Annotated in this window: 13 protein-coding genes; 4 read left to right on the top strand and 9 right to left on the bottom strand. The window is 67.2% G+C overall.

Features of this window, described 5'->3' with window-relative positions:
- Nucleotides 1-2 precede the first annotated feature (2 nt).
- The 8 genes from NB3_RS25880 to NB3_RS25845 form a co-directional block, all read right to left on the bottom strand.
- Complete coding sequence (locus NB3_RS25880; protein WP_067808547.1) at nucleotides 3-1,085, bottom strand: ABC transporter ATP-binding protein; 1,083 nt, start codon at nucleotides 1,083-1,085, stop codon at nucleotides 3-5.
- Nucleotides 1,086-1,111: 26 nt separating this feature from the next.
- Complete coding sequence (locus NB3_RS25875; protein ID WP_067808545.1) at nucleotides 1,112-2,440, bottom strand: ABC transporter substrate-binding protein; 1,329 nt, start codon at nucleotides 2,438-2,440, stop codon at nucleotides 1,112-1,114.
- A 19-nt stretch (nucleotides 2,441-2,459) separates the two neighbouring features.
- Nucleotides 2,460-3,251, bottom strand: coding sequence for a carbohydrate ABC transporter permease (locus NB3_RS25870; RefSeq protein WP_244892086.1), 792 nt, complete (start codon nucleotides 3,249-3,251; stop codon nucleotides 2,460-2,462).
- Between the two features lie 38 nt (nucleotides 3,252-3,289).
- Nucleotides 3,290-4,219, bottom strand: a complete 930-nt coding sequence (locus tag NB3_RS25865) for a carbohydrate ABC transporter permease (RefSeq protein ID WP_067808613.1) — start codon at nucleotides 4,217-4,219, stop codon at nucleotides 3,290-3,292.
- Nucleotides 4,220-4,386: 167 nt separating this feature from the next.
- Complete coding sequence (locus NB3_RS25860; protein ID WP_169810747.1) at nucleotides 4,387-5,286, bottom strand: L,D-transpeptidase; 900 nt, start codon at nucleotides 5,284-5,286, stop codon at nucleotides 4,387-4,389.
- 306 nt (nucleotides 5,287-5,592) lie between these two features.
- Nucleotides 5,593-6,960: a cytochrome P450 gene (locus NB3_RS25855; RefSeq protein WP_067808610.1), complete on the bottom strand. Its 1,368-nt coding sequence runs from the start codon at nucleotides 6,958-6,960 to the stop codon at nucleotides 5,593-5,595.
- Between the two features lie 50 nt (nucleotides 6,961-7,010).
- Entirely contained in the window at nucleotides 7,011-8,282 is a 1,272-nt protein-coding gene (locus NB3_RS25850) for a serine hydrolase domain-containing protein (protein WP_067808538.1), read from the bottom strand.
- 64 nt (nucleotides 8,283-8,346) lie between these two features.
- Nucleotides 8,347-8,853: a DUF6764 family protein gene (locus NB3_RS25845; RefSeq protein WP_067808537.1), complete on the bottom strand. Its 507-nt coding sequence runs from the start codon at nucleotides 8,851-8,853 to the stop codon at nucleotides 8,347-8,349.
- A gap of 187 nt (nucleotides 8,854-9,040) precedes the next feature.
- Here NB3_RS25845 and lppU point away from each other — a divergent pair, with 187 nt between their 5' ends.
- A complete protein-coding gene (gene lppU / locus NB3_RS25840; RefSeq protein ID WP_067808535.1) occupies nucleotides 9,041-9,664 on the top strand; it encodes an LppU family putative lipoprotein in 624 nt (207 codons plus the stop codon).
- Between the two features lie 41 nt (nucleotides 9,665-9,705).
- A complete protein-coding gene (locus tag NB3_RS25835) occupies nucleotides 9,706-11,169 on the top strand; it encodes an MFS transporter (RefSeq protein ID WP_067808533.1) in 1,464 nt (487 codons plus the stop codon).
- Between the two features lie 37 nt (nucleotides 11,170-11,206).
- Here NB3_RS25835 and NB3_RS25830 read toward each other — a convergent pair whose 3' ends face one another.
- Nucleotides 11,207-11,881 carry a S1 family peptidase gene (locus NB3_RS25830; RefSeq protein WP_067808531.1) on the bottom strand — a complete coding sequence of 225 codons (675 nt, stop codon included), beginning with the start codon at nucleotides 11,879-11,881 and terminating at the stop codon, nucleotides 11,207-11,209.
- 526 nt (nucleotides 11,882-12,407) lie between these two features.
- On the opposite strand from NB3_RS25830, the gene NB3_RS25825 reads away from it, so the two are divergent.
- Both NB3_RS25825 and NB3_RS25820 read left to right on the top strand, forming a co-directional pair.
- Entirely contained in the window at nucleotides 12,408-13,262 is an 855-nt protein-coding gene (locus tag NB3_RS25825) for an MlaE family ABC transporter permease (protein ID WP_067808528.1), read from the top strand.
- 4 nt (nucleotides 13,263-13,266) lie between these two features.
- Nucleotides 13,267-14,130 carry an MlaE family ABC transporter permease gene (locus NB3_RS25820; protein ID WP_067808527.1) on the top strand — a complete coding sequence of 288 codons (864 nt, stop codon included), beginning with the start codon at nucleotides 13,267-13,269 and terminating at the stop codon, nucleotides 14,128-14,130.
- Nucleotides 14,131-14,135: the final 5 nt, after the last annotated feature.

The raw sequence follows: 14,135 nt of genomic DNA, 5'->3' as shown, positions 1-14,135 counted from the left end.
GGTCAGCGCAGGCGGTCCTCCGTCGTGGCGTCGAAGAAGAAGACGTCCTCCGCGCGGGGCCGCAGGTACAGCCGGTCACCGAGTCGCACCTGGAACCGGCGGTCGACGCGCGCGACCACCTTCCCGGAGCGGCTGCTCCAGTCCGCGGCGCTGCCGTGGCTGTAGACGAACGACTCCGCGCCGAGTTCTTCCAGCAGTTCGGCGTCGACCGCGAGTCCGTCGGCGGGTTCGGTGGTGACCTCCCAGGACTCGGGCCGCACCCCCAACACCACCCGGTCGCGAGATTTCGCGGCGGGCGGCAGCGGAACGCGCAGCTCGCCGAGCACCGCCACGCCGTCGCGCACCGGCGCTTCCAGCAGGTTCATGCCCGGCGAGCCGATGAATTCCGCGACGAAGGTGTTCACCGGATCGTCGTAGAGCATGCGCGGCGCGGCGATCTGCTGCAGCTTGCCTTCGCGCAGGACAGCCACCCGATCGCCCATGGTCATGGCCTCGACCTGGTCGTGGGTGACGTACACCGTGGTGGTGCCGAGCCGTTTCTGCAAGGACGCGATCTGCGAGCGCGTGCTCACCCGCAGTTTGGCGTCCAGGTTGGACAGCGGCTCGTCCATGCAGAACACCTGGGGACGCCGAACGATGGCCCGTCCCATGGCGACGCGCTGCCGCTGTCCGCCGGACAGCCGGGCGGGTTTGCGATCGAGCAGGTGCTCGAGCTCGAGCATCTTCGCCGCTTCGCGGACCCGCACCAGCGTGTCGGCCTTGTTCATGCCCGCGTTGCGCAGGGCGAAGCCCATGTTCTGCGCGACGGTCATGTTGGGGTACAGCGCGTAGCTCTGGAAGACCATCGCCACGTCCCGCGCCCGCGGCGGCAATCCGGTGACGTCCTTGCCCCCGATCAGGATGCGCCCCCGCGCAACGGATTCCAGTCCCGCGAGTATGCGCAGGCTGGTCGACTTGCCGCATCCCGACGGACCGACGAGCACGACGAACTCACCGTCGGCGATGTCGAGGTCGAGCTGGTCGACGGCAGGCGCCTGCGCGCCGGGGTACCGGTGCGTCACGCTGTCGAACTGCACGGTGGCCATGCTTGTCGGTCTCCTCGGGGCGGGCGCTACTTCGGCAGCTTGGGCGTGATCTGCCGATCGATGATCGCTTGCAACTGGCTGGTCACGTTCGCGAACGTGGCGGCCACGTCGGCGTTGCGCAAACCGATCTGCTCCAAGCCGGTGCCGATGATCTGGTCACCGCCCGGCACGAACACCCGGGCGTAGTCCTGCGACTTGGTCAACGGCAGCTGGTCGATCGCGACCTTCGAGTTCGGATTCTTCGCCAGGAAGTCCTGCTCGCTCGGGTCGTTCACGGCCGACTTGCGCACCGGCATGTAGCCCGTTCCCTGCGAGAAGTACGCGGTGTTCTGCGCGTTGGTGACGAAATCGATGAACTTCAGCGCGTTCACCTTTCGCTCGTCGGAGATGCGCGCCGGAATCGCGAGGCCCGCGCCTCCGGTGGTGACGCCGGGGCCGTTCGGATGCGGCAGGAAGGCGGTGCCGAAGGTCAACTTGCCCTCGGCGTTCTTCTGGATGCCCCGCAGGTCACCGGTCGAGGCGATGGTGGAGGCGATCACACCGGTACCGAAATCCACCGCGATCTGCGGCTTGATGCCCGCGTACTTCTTGGTGGCGATCATGTCGCGCAGGAACGTGCCCGCCGCGATGGTGCCCGGATCGTTGAACTTCAGCGTCCAGTTGTCCGAATACGCGCCACCGAAGGTCCAGTTCGGGCCTTGGAAGGTCCAGGCGAGGTAGTTCTTCGCGTCACCCCAGCCGTGCGCGAGCTTGCCCTCGCCGACCACCTCTTGCAGCTTCGGCCCCCACTCGTCGAACTCCTGCCAGCTCTGCGGACCGCGGTCGGGCAGGCCGGCCCGGTTCCACACGTCCTTGTTGTAGTAGAACAGCGGGGTCGAGCGGGCGTAGGGCAGCGCGTAGTGCTTGCCGTTGAACTGGTAGTCGGCGACCAGCGAATCGACGTAGTCGTCCAGTTGCACGCCCGCGTCGGCGAAGTGGCCGTCGAGCGGTTCGATGGTGCCGTTCAGCGCGTAGTTGAACCACCAGACGTCGGAGAGCACCACGATGTCGGGCAGGTCACCGCCCGAGAGCGCCGCGTTGAACTTCTGCGACACCTCCTCGTAGTTCTTGCCCGCGTCGACCAGGTGCACCGTGAGGTCGGGGTACTTCTCCTGGAAGCGGCGGATGAGCTCGGCCTCCAGCTCTTTCGACGTGCCTGGGTGATTGGACCAGAAGGTGATGGTCTCGGCGTCGCCGGACTGCTTGCCGCCGCCTCCGGTGCCCGCGCACGCGGTCAGCGCCGCGCCCGCCGTGAGCGCGCCGGTCAGCCCGAGGAAGCCGCGGCGGGTGAGCGCCGGGAACTGTGTAGTGGACACGTGGTTTCTCCTTGATCGGTCAACCCTTGACCGCACCGGAGGTGAGGCCCTTGATCATGTGGCGTTGCAGCACCAGGAAGACCACGAGGATCGGCAGCATGGTCAGCAGCGTCCCCGCCATGACCGGTCCCCAGTTGGTGACGCTCGGGTTCTCGGTGTTCTGCAGCAGCGTCAGTCCGACCGGCAGGGTGGCGACCGTCGTGTCGTCGGCCATCAGGAAGGGCCACAGATATTCGTTCCACTCGTTGACCAGCGTCACCACCGCGAAAGCGACCATCGTCGGCCCGGACATCGGCAGCACCACCCTGGTGAGCAACCGCCACCAGTTCGCACCGTCCATCCGCGCCGCCTCGATCACCTCGGAGGGCAGCGAGAGGAAGTGGTTGCGCATGAGGAAGGTGCCGAAGGCGACACCGCAGAGCGGAACGATGATGCCCTGGAACGTATTCCGCCACCCCAGCTGAGCGATCAACGCGTAGTTGGAGATCACGGTGATCTGGTTGGGCACCATCAGCGCCGCGATGATCACCAGGAACACCACCGTCTTGCCCGGAAACCGCAGGAACACCAGGCCGTACGCGCTGAGCACGCCGAGCACGAACTTCACCCCGGCGACGATGCCGGTGACGATCAGCGAATTGCGCAGGAAGGTCCAGAACGGCAGCGCCGTTGTGGCCTCCCGGTAGTTCTCCGGGTGCCAGCTGTGCGGCCAGTACACGGCGGGCTGCACGTAGATGTCCGGCCGCGCTTTGAACGAGGTGATGAAGATCCAGAACAGCGGGACGCCCACGATGATCAGCACGCACGCCATCGCCCCGTAGCCGAGCAGCGTCACCGCGCGCTGTCGATTCACTGCTGCCCCCGATCCATCACCCGCACCTGCACCAGCGTCACCACCAGCAGCACCAGGAACATGATGGTCGCCACGGTCGCGCCGTACCCGGCCCGGAAATTGCGGAAGGACTCCTGATAGACCTGGTAGACCATGGTGGTCGTGCCGGTGCCGAGCGGTCCGCCTCGGGTCATCACGTTGATGATGTCGAAGACCTGCAACGAATTCAGCAGCACCGTGATGGACAGGAAGAAGGTCGTCGGCCGCAATTGCGGCAGCAGGACTTTGGTGAACGTCCTCCAGCGGCTCGCGCCGTCGATCTGCGCGGCTTCCATCAGATCGGCCCGAATGCCTTGCAGTGCGGCCAGATAGATGACGAAGGTGTAGCCGAGGTTCTTCCAGACGTAGGTCACCGTCACCATGAACAGCGCCCATCGCGGGTTCTGGTAGAAATCCGGCACCTCGTGCACGCCGAGCCGGTGCAGTGCGTCTTGGACCAGGCCGAAACTCGGATCGAAGATGAACTGGAAGGCCACGCCGATGGCGGCGCCGGAGATGACGAACGGCGCGAAGATCGCGGAGCGGACCACGTTGCGGCCGAACAGTTTCCGATCCAGCAGCAACGCGAGCGCCAGACCGAGCGCCATGCTGCCCACCACCGCCGCGAGGGTGAACACCACGGTGTTGGTGACGATGTCCCAGGAATCCGGCCTGCTCCACCATTCGCGGTAGTTGTCGAAACCGACGAAGGTGGCGACCGGATCGGAGATGTTCCAGTCGAACAGCGACAGCCGGATGTTGTCGACCAGCGGCCGGTAGACGAACAGTGCGAGCAGCGCGAGATTCGGCAGCACCAAGACCAGGAAGAGGGCGTAGTCCGGCCAGGGACGGTGCCGCAGACCGCGTCCCGGTGGCTGCGGCAGCACTCGCTCCGGCCTGGTACGCACGGCGGTGACTCTACGGACCGGAGCAAACAGCCGGTTACGATCGCCCGCCGTCGCGCTGAACTTCTCGCGCACGGGCCAAGTACAGCAAAAGCCGAACACTACGATCGGCTACTTCGAGCAATTGATCGTAATGTTCGGCTTCGCGCCGATCAGGGGTTACCGGATGGTCAGTTCCAGTCGCCGAGACCGTCGCTCGCGCTGAGCGTGCCGCCCTGGGTATTCTGCACGATCACCGGGTCGCCGCGACGCGCGTTCTCGAAGAACCACTTGGCGTCCTCGGTGCTGACGTTCAGGCAGCCGTGGCTGGCGTTGGACACGCCCTGCTGGGCGACCGACCACGGGGCGGCGTGCACGAAGATGCCGCTGTTGGAGATGCGGGTGGCGTACTCGACCTCGAGCTTGTAGCCCTCGGGGTCGGTCACCGGAACGCCGTAGGTCGACGAGTCCATGGTCATCTTGCGCAGCTGCTCGCCGACGATGTAGGTGCCGTTCGGCGTCTCGTGCTTGGGCTTGCCCATCGAGGTGGGCATCTCCTTCACCACCTCACCGTTGCGGGTGATGGTGATGGTGTGGGTGGTGTCGTCGGCGGTCGTCACGAAGGCGTCGCCGATGCGGAACGAGCTGGTCGTGCCGCCCGCCTGCACCTGGACGTCGGTGTTGTCCGGCCAGAACTCGTCCGGCCGCCAGCGCACCTGCTTGTCGCCGCGCCAGTAGAAGTGGCCCGGCGCCGACTTCGAGGAGGTGATCTTGATGGCCTTCTCGGCGGTGGCGTGGTCGGTCACCGGTTCCTTGAAGGTGATGATGATCGGCTGTGCGACGCCGACCACCTCGCCGTCGGCGATGTTGATCGAGGGCGGAGCGAAGTTCGCCTGTGGTTCGGGCTCGGTGGCGGCGGCGGCCGAGCCGGTGCCGATCCCGGGAAGCGGTTCGGCCTGGGCAGGCGCGACGAGCAGAACACCGGCTGCCGCGATCGCGGCGGACAGCAGGACGCCCTCGCGCATCCGGCGGGCTAGCCGCGCTCCCTTGCGAGGAGCAGGCAACGACCCGGTGTGCAAAGCGGCATGCATAGGTTTCTCGTCCATTCCATCTCTCGCGCGCACGCGTACGCCGCGCAGCGAGATATTTCATTTCAGCGCGGAGCCAGAAGAGCGCCCCACTGGTATCGACGGCCCGACCCGTCGTCCATTCCTACCGTCCCGGCGCGCCTCGAAGCTACCGGCGTTTCAGAATGATTCGTCACCCGTGCTTGTTGTGGTATGGATCACAAACGCGGCGACCGGGTATCGAAGCGGGCAAACCTGCCGGTCACGACGGATCGGGCGACCGGGAGCCGGAGTCGATGTTTTCCCGAAAGATGGTTCACAGCAAACTCATTAGTGACGAAGCTCACTGATCACGTCGAACGAAATCGGACCATGCGGACCGCTCGCGATATTGTGCGGCACCGTGAGCGGGACCCTCCCGCGCGCGTATCGAGGGGCGAGCCACAGGCGTACTCGCGTCAGGATGGTGGCCAGCGCGATCCGCAACTCGTACTCCGCGAGGGCCGCGCCGACGCAGCGCCGATGGCCGCCGCCGAACGGCGCCAACTCGAACGGCCGGTAGCGGCGCCCGACGAAGCGGGACGGGTCGAAGCGCCCCGGGTCGGACCACACCTCGGGATCGGAGTGCAGCAATGGCACCGCTACCCCTACGGTGTCGCCGGGGGCGAGCGCGACGCCGCGCAGCGCGAAGGGCTCGGTCAGCCTGCGCAGGACGATCGGCACCGGCGGGTGCAGCCGCAGCGTCTCCTGGCAGACGGCGTCGAGGTACGGCAGTGCGGCCAGGTCCTCCGGGCTTGCGTCCCAGCCCGCGTCCCGCAGCTCCCGCCGCAGCCTGTCCAGTGCCTCGGGTGCGCGGTGCAGCCGGAACAGCGCCCAGACCAGCGTGGTCGCGGTGGTCTCGTGCCCGGCCACCAGCAACGTGCGTATCTGCTCGCACAGTACGTCGTCGGCGTCGTCGGGATAGGCGGACAGCAACAGGTCGAGCAGGTCGGAGGGCGGCGCCGCCGGATGCGCGCGCCGGTGCGCGATGTCGGCGCGGATCAACCGGTCCAATCGCTCGCGCGCGGCGCGGAACCGATCCCACGGACCGTGCCCGTGCAGTCCGCGGCGCAGCGCGGGTAGCAGCAGCAACGGCCCGGAGAAGGCCGTGAGGAAGTCCGCCATCGCGGCGGTGTATTCCGCCTGCCGCCGCGGGTCGCGCGCACCCAGCACCACCGTCGCGATCACGCGAAGCGTGAGGGCCCGCGCCGCCGCTCGCGCATCGACGCGCGCGCCCACCGCCCACTCCTGACCGCTCTTCCCGGCGAGTTCCCCCTCGGTGGCTTCCCGGATCAGCTCTCCGTGCTCCCGGACCCTGGCACTGTGCAAGGCGGGCGTGAGCAGGGCGCGGTCGCGGCGATGACGTTCGCCGGAAGCCAGGATCAGCGACGCGGCGCCGACCATCGGTTCGATCGGATTCGGCCGCGGCGGCTCGGAGCCGTCGACCGGCAAGCGGAACAACTCGCTCGCGCCGACGGCCGTCCCGGTGAACAGCACCGCGCCGAAGCCGGGAAAGCGAACGTAGAACGGGTCGCCTTCGCGCGCCCTGCGCCAGCGGAAGTACCGATCGAAATCCGCCCCCGCGGCCAAGGCGTGCAGTACGGTCGCTCGCGGCACGCGCGGCCCGCCGTGGCGGGCACCCGCCTCGGTTCGTGGCATGCGCACCTCCATGTCGAGAACACGAGGCCGCGACGGCGGCGGTTCGACGCCTAGCCCGCGGCCTGTTTGTACTTGCGCACCGTCGCCTGCGCCGTCGCCGCCAGCCGCGCGAGCCTGGCGTCGCCGAGCGCGGTCACCATGCTGCCGAGCCCGTTGGTCACGAACGCGATGGACATGCCGAGATCCGGATCGGCGTACGCGCCGGACCCGCCGACGCCGTAGTGGCCGAACGCGTGCCGTGGCTGTTGCTTGGACATGAGGACCGGGCGGTGGTAGCCGAGCGTGAAGTGGATCGGCACGCCGAGCACGTAGTCCCGGCTGTGGGTCGGCTGCACGTGACTGATGGTTTCGATCGTCCGCGGGTGGAGGAACGGCGCGCCTTGCTGGGCACCGTGCGTCTTCCGGTCCGATCCGGCCGCGTCGACCACGCCGCCGTTGGCCAGGGCGCCGTACATCCGCGCCAGTGCGCGCGCGGAGAACACGCCGTTCCAGCCCGGCATCACCGAGTCGTGCACGCGGGGATCGCGGACCAGTTCGTCGAAGCTCTCCGGCATGCCCGCCTCGGCGAGCCCGCGCACCGGCCGCACCCAGGACAGCACCGAGGAGGCGGTGTTCCAGCGGATCCCCGGCGGGCCGAGGTGACGGTAGATCTTGGCGATCCGGTGCCGTTCGGATTCCGGAACGCGGAACCAGTACTCGTCCAGCCCGAGTGGCTCGGCGATCTCGGTGCGCAGCACCTCGGTGAACGGCGTGCCCGTCGCTCGTTGCACGAGCTCGGCGACCAGCCAGCCGAAGGTGATCGCGTGATAGCCGGAGGTGCGGATGCGCCGAGGGTCCGCCGGGCTTTCGGCCAGCGCACGAACCACGGCGTCGTAGTGCAGGATGCCTTCGCGGCCGGGAACCAGGCCGCGCACCCGGTGCAGACCGGCGCGGTGGCAGAGCACGTCACGGACGGTGATGTCGTCTTTGCCGTGCGCGGCGAACTCCGGCCAGTACTCGGCCATCGGGATGTCGTAGTCGATCAGACCGCGTTCGGCCAAGCGGTGCACGACGGTGGACGCCACGCCCTTGCCGGTGGAGAAGGTCAGCGCGACGGTATCGCCGTTCCAGCGCCGCTCCTTGTCCGCCCAGCCTGCCCAGATGTCGACAACGGGCTTGCCGTCGAGGTAGACAGCCAGTGCCCCGCCGCCGCGCGCAGGCTGGGCGAACAGGCCGAAGAACTGATCCGCCAGCCGGATGAAACGCGGATCGACCAGCATTTCGTGCGGCGCCGCCAGCTTCCCGCCGGGTGCATCGGCGGGCTCGAAGTCGTCCGCCGCCATTGCCGAAACCATGGGGTCACCTCCTGACCGCCGTTATCCGGGCTGGTCAACCAGGGTAACCCGTTCAATGGGTCTGCCAGAGCCCAAAAGGTGTCGCAATGCACGCGTCGCCGCTGTCGGCGTTCCACGCGAAGGCCGCCGCGCCGAGGCAGACGACCGTCTGTTCGGCGGTCTCCACCCCCGCTCGCGACCCTTCCAGCGCGATCGAGATCGCGAAAGTGCGCACGCCCGGCACCGTGGTCGAGGTGATGGCGACGGCGTCCTGGCCGAAGCCGAGCGCGACCGGAATCCCGCCCGCGCCCTCGCTCGCGCCGACGCCTCCCGCCGCGCCGATGCCGATGGCCGTCGCGCCCGAGGTCGCGTTGGCGTAGCCAACCCCGTCGATCCCGCTGGCCGTGGCCAAGCCGTAGTCGTCGGTCGCCGCGCGGCAGGCGGTCTCCCCAACGATGCGGGTGATATCGGTTCCGCGTTCCGATCGGCAGTGCACATCCGCCGCGGCGGCCACGCCGGGAACGACCAGGGAGCCTCCGATCGCGGCGGTCGAACACACGATTGCGCTGATCAGCTTCACCCGGGGGCTCCTCTCACACAGAAACCTCACCATACCCAGAGCTACTGGCCGCGGTTCGTTTCCGGCTCCGGCTCGACGGGCGCTCGGTCGATGGTGTATTCATGGCGTGGTATTTCAAGCGCAGCCAAGGCAACTTCGGATTACGGGGGCGTGAGTTCGCCGGCGTTACAGCTCGGGAGGACTGTACGTGTCTCGTCAACTGACCTGGGGGCGTCTCGCCTTCGCCGGAATGGCCGTGGCGGCCGGATTGTCGCTGGTCGGCTGTACTTCCACGGTCAGCGGCACCGCACAGCCCGCCGTGGACGGGACGATCGACGCGGTGTCGGTGACCAACACGCCGAAGCCGTCCTCGGGCAAGCCCGCGCCGAGCACCGGCAAGCCGACGACGAGCAAGCCGAGCGGAAGCACCGATTTCGACGCGAGCATCGGCGACTGCGTGAAGCTCGGCGGCACCACCACCAACGCCACCATCGAGAAGGCGTCGTGCGGCAGCCGCGAGTCGAACTACAAGGTGATCGATAAGAAGGCGAAGAGCTCGCAGTGCAGCAGCGACGCCGACAACTACTACGCCGAGACGATCAACGGCATCGAACAGGGCGCGCTGTGCCTCGACATCGACTGGGTGGTCGGCGGCTGCATGGATGTCGGCGGTGACGACCCCAAGCGCATCGACTGCACCGGTTCGTCTCCGGTAAAGGGCGTCAAGGTGGTCAAGCGTGTGGACAGCGCCGATGACGTGAACGTCTGCGGCAGCGGCACGGGATACGTCTACGACAAGCGCCGTTTCGTCATCTGCGTCCAGGAGCTCTGAGCAGGACTTCCCACTGCTTGCCTGCCGCTAGGTTGGGGTGGGTGAGCACCACCGAGTTACCGCGGTTGCGGTCGGGCACCGGTCGCTGGATTCTGCTGGCCACCATCCTCGGATCTTCGGTCGCCTCCCTCGACGCGACGGTCGTGAACATCGCGTTGCCGCGGATCGGCGAATCGCTGGACACCGACGTCGCCGGGTTGCAGTGGACGTTGAACGGCTACACCCTCACCCTCGCGTCGTTCATCCTGCTCGGCGGCTCGCTCGGCGACAAGTTCGGCCGCCGCAGGGTCTTCGTCTGGGGCACCGCGGCTTTCGCGGTCGCTTCGGTGCTGTGCGGCGTCGCGACGTCCATCGAACTGCTGGTCGCGGCCCGGATCCTGCAGGGCGTCGCCGGCGCGATGCTCACACCGGGCAGTCTGGCGCTGATCTCCTCGTCCATCGATCGCCGCGATCAAGGCGCCGCGATCGGCCTGTGGTCCGGCTTCGGCGGGGTGGCAGGCGCGCTCGGGCCGTTCCTCGGCGGCTGGCTCATCGAGTTCGCGGGCTGGCGGTCCATTTTCTTCCTCAACGTTCCGCTCACCGTCGTCGTCGTGCTGGTCGCGTTGCGGCACGTGCCCGAGAGCCACGATCCCGACGCCGCCCCCGAGCTGGACGTACCGGGCGCGCTCGTGGTGGCGCTGGCTCTGGGTGCGTTGACTCTCGGACTGATCGACACCGTGCCCGTGCTCATCGGGGCCGGTGTGGTGCTGCTGCTGGCATTCGTCGTGATCGAACTGCGCAGCGACCACCCGTTGGTGCCGCCGTCGCTGTTCGGCTCGCGGGTGTTCACCGCGGCGAATCTCGTGACGCTCGCGGTCTACGCCGCCCTCGGTGGCGTCTTCTTCTTGCTGGTGCTGGAACTGCAACTGGTCGCGGGGTACACGCCGCTGATGTCCGGCGTCGCGACAGTGCCCATCACGCTGATCATGCTGGCGCTGTCGGCTCCCGCCGGACGCTGGGCGCAGCGGCACGGGCCGCGCATCCCGATGACCGCGGGACCGCTGCTGGCGGCGGCGGGCTTGGTGCTGTTGCTGCGCATCGGACCCGAAACGAGATATCTCACCGATGTGCTGCCCGGCGTCCTCGTCTTCGGGCTCGGGCTCGCGGCGCTGGTCGCGCCGCTCACCGGTGCGGTGCTCGGCGCGGTGCCCGCGAGCGAGGCCGGCATCGCCTCCGGCGTGAACAACGCCGTCGCGCGCACCGCGCAACTGCTCGCGGTGGCGGCGCTGCCCGGACTCGCGGGCATCTCGGGCGCGCTGGGTGATCCCGCGGCTTTCGACGCCGGCTTCGCCACCGCGATGTGGCTGTGCGCCGGGCTGCTGGTGCTCGGCGCGGTGCTCGCCGCCGTGCTGCTGCGCCCGGTGCGGCACGCGCCCACGCTCGACAGCGTCGATTGCATGCCCCAGTGCGCGGTCGCCGGACCTGCGGTGGCGCCGAGCGAAAAAATGAGCAGCCCGAACGCGTAGCTCGCGTTCGGGCCGCTCATCGCCGAGTAGCGGGCGATCAGATCGGGAGGAAGCCCGCGCCGACGCCGCCGCGCGCGTTGATGTCGCCCATGATCGCGCTCATGTTGGTTCCCACCTCGGGACCGAAGCACGCGATGGCCAGGTAGGCGTTCACCATGCCGACCAGCGTCGAACCGACGACGACCGGCGCGCCGGAGTCGCCTTCGACGACGCACATCTGGCTCCAGGTCTCGACGTTCGTCCTGAAGAGGTCACCCCAGGCGATACCGCAGGTGTTGCCGGTGGTGCGCCCTTCCTTGCAGACGATCTGCGGGAAGTTGGCCGGTCCGCCGATACCGGTGATGGTGACGTTGCCGACCCGGTTCACCGGGGTGATCCTGCCCGGCTCGAACTGGATGACGGCGTAGTCGAGATCGTGGTTGGAGTACACGAAACGGCCGATCACGCCCGAGCCGCGATCGGCTTCGGCGTAGACCTGTGCGCCGGGGTCGCCGCAGTGCCCCGCGGTCAGGCCGACCAGACGGCCCGCGTTGTCGTGGCCGACCGTCGTGACCGTGCACTCGAACTGGTTGTCGATGATGATGCCGGATCCACCGCCCAACACCGGCGGGCCCGGGTCGGCGTTAGCGGCCCCTGCGCCCGTGCCGAGCAGCGCCGCGCCCAGGGCGACGGCGAAGGCGGCGTTGGCCACCTTGGCGAGTTTGCTGAACATGTCCCTCCAGACGTCGGAAGCCCGCACGATATCAATCTGTCGCACCCATCGTGTCAGTAATCGGTCTCGGGCGCGTCACCACTACGGGGGTTGTCCCCACCGCTCCGCACTTCAATCCACTTTCATACAACCGTGATCAAATGTATCTTATCGGCCCAATAGCGATTAGCTATCGCAATTGTGAAAATCGTGTGGCCGTTAGTGACGCAGTGATAGTAAGAAGGCGCCGCGTTGGTTCCAGGAAACAAATCGGATTTTCGATGAAAGTTATCCGAAGTAATTCGCCGAATCGCAGGAAGCGATCGGGCATTCCCGCACTTCGGCTGTAGCTTGTGCCAGAGCTCGGCTGATCATCTTTGGGGTCGTTCCCAATGTTCCGCGCTTTAACCATCACTTTCCGGCAGTGGTGACAGACATCTATGACTGCGATCACAAGTGGATGGTGTGTTCTGCACTACTCCGTAGTAAGGTGCGTCAAGCAAACGAGTCGTCGGGGCAACCAACCGGCGTCGAGGAGGATCAGCCAGTGCAGTCGACCGAGAGTCCACCATCAGGGTCACGGTTCAGTGGTGCGGTCGATTGGACGAGATCTTATTGGCAAGATCATCCCAAGCGATCGCTGGAGACCTTCGGCAGGCAGATCACGATGGGCTTCGCCGCGGTCGCCGAACTGTTCGTCTCGATTTTCCGCGGGCGCTTCCCGGTCGCGGAGTTCGTGCGGCAGTGCGCCTTCATGGCCAGCGTCTCCGCGGCGCCGACCCTGCTGGTCGCCATCCCGATCGGCGTCATCGTCTCCATCCAGGTCGGCTCGGTCGCCGGGCAGGTCGGCGCCACCTCGTTCATCGGCGCGGCCAACGGCCTCGGCATCATTCAGCAGGGCGCCCCGCTGGTCACCTCGCTGATGATCGCGGGCGCCGTCGGCTCGGCGGTCTGCGCCGATCTCGGCTCGCGCACCATCCGCGAGGAGATCGACGCCATGAAGGTGATGGGCGTCGATCCGATGCGCAGGCTGGTCGCTCCGCGTCTCGGCGCCGCGATGCTGGTGAGTGTGCTGCTGTGCGGCTTCGTCGTCTTCGTCGGCTTCTTGACCGGCTACATCTTCAACATCTTCGCGCAGAACGGTACGCCGGGTTCCTACGTCGGCACCTTCTCTTCGTTCGCGGTGACCACCGATCTGCTTGTCGCGCTGATGAAATCGCTGATTTTCGGCCTGCTGGCGGCAATCATCGCGTGCGACACCGGATTGAACACCCGTGGTGGCCCCGGCGGTGTCGCGAACTCGGTGAATTCCGCGGTGGTGAGCTCCGCCATCATGCTGTTCGGAGTGAACCTCATCATCACCCAGGTTTACAACGCACTATTCCCGTCACAGGTGGTCTGAGCCGGTGTCATCAACCTATGTACCGCCGCTGCTGCGGCCGCTCCAGGCGTTCCGGAAATCCGCGCAGGCTCCGGTCGATTGGCTGGCCAGGCTCGGCCACCAGGTGTTCTTCCTGTTGCGCTCGATCGGCTCGATCCCGCTGGCGCTGCGGCACTACCCCAAGGAAGTGTGGCGCCTGCTTTCCGACGTCACCTGGGGCAACGGCAATCTCGTCGTCGGCGGCGGCACCATCGGCGTCGTCGTCATTCTGAGCGCGTTCGGCGGCATGACCGTCGGCATCCAGGGTTACAACTCGCTGAACCTGCTCGGGCTGAGTCCGATCACCGGTGCGATCTCGGCGTTCGCGACGACGCGCGAACTCGGTCCGCTGCTGGCGACGCTGGCCTTCGCGGCCCAGGCGGGCTGCCGGTTCACCGCGCAGCTCGGCGCCATGCGTATCTCCGAGGAGATCGACGCGCTCGAGTCCATCGCCATCCGGCCGCTGCCGTATCTGATCAGCACCAGGATGTTCGCGGCGATGGTCGCCATCATCCCGCTCTACTGCCTCGGCCTCACCATGGCCTACGTCTCCTGCGCGCTGACCGTGCAGCTGATCGGCGGCACCGCCACCGGCACCTACCAGCACTACTTCTATCAGTTCCTGGTTCCGACCGACGTCATCTACTCGCTGATCAAGGCGATCCTGTTCGTCGCGATCACCACGTTCATCCAGTGCTACTACGGCTTCTTCGCCTCCGGTGGCCCCGAGGGCGTCGGTGTGGCCGCGGGCCGCGCGATCAAGATGTGCATCATCGCGGTCGTTTTCGCGAACCTGTTCATGACATTGGCGATCTGGGGCGTAAACCCAGGCATCCGGATCTCGGGGTAGACACC

Source organism: Nocardia beijingensis NBRC 16342 (assembly GCF_001612785.1).
Classification (GTDB): Bacteria; Actinomycetota; Actinomycetes; order Mycobacteriales; family Mycobacteriaceae; genus Nocardia; species Nocardia beijingensis.
This window is presented reverse-complemented; position numbering and strand designations above follow the sequence as displayed.

Coding starts and splice junctions, on each gene's coding strand:
- NB3_RS25880 (WP_067808547.1), bottom strand. CDS start 1,085: ATGGCCACCGTGCAGTTCGACAGCGTGACGCACCGGTACCCCGGCGCG.
- NB3_RS25870 (WP_244892086.1), bottom strand. CDS start 3,251: ATGGCGTGCGTGCTGATCATCGTGGGCGTCCCGCTGTTCTGGATCTTC.
- NB3_RS25860 (WP_169810747.1), bottom strand. CDS start 5,286: ATGCATGCCGCTTTGCACACCGGGTCGTTGCCTGCTCCTCGCAAGGGA.
- NB3_RS25855 (WP_067808610.1), bottom strand. CDS start 6,960: ATGCCACGAACCGAGGCGGGTGCCCGCCACGGCGGGCCGCGCGTGCCG.
- NB3_RS25850 (WP_067808538.1), bottom strand. CDS start 8,282: ATGGCGGCGGACGACTTCGAGCCCGCCGATGCACCCGGCGGGAAGCTG.
- NB3_RS25830 (WP_067808531.1), bottom strand. CDS start 11,881: ATGTTCAGCAAACTCGCCAAGGTGGCCAACGCCGCCTTCGCCGTCGCC.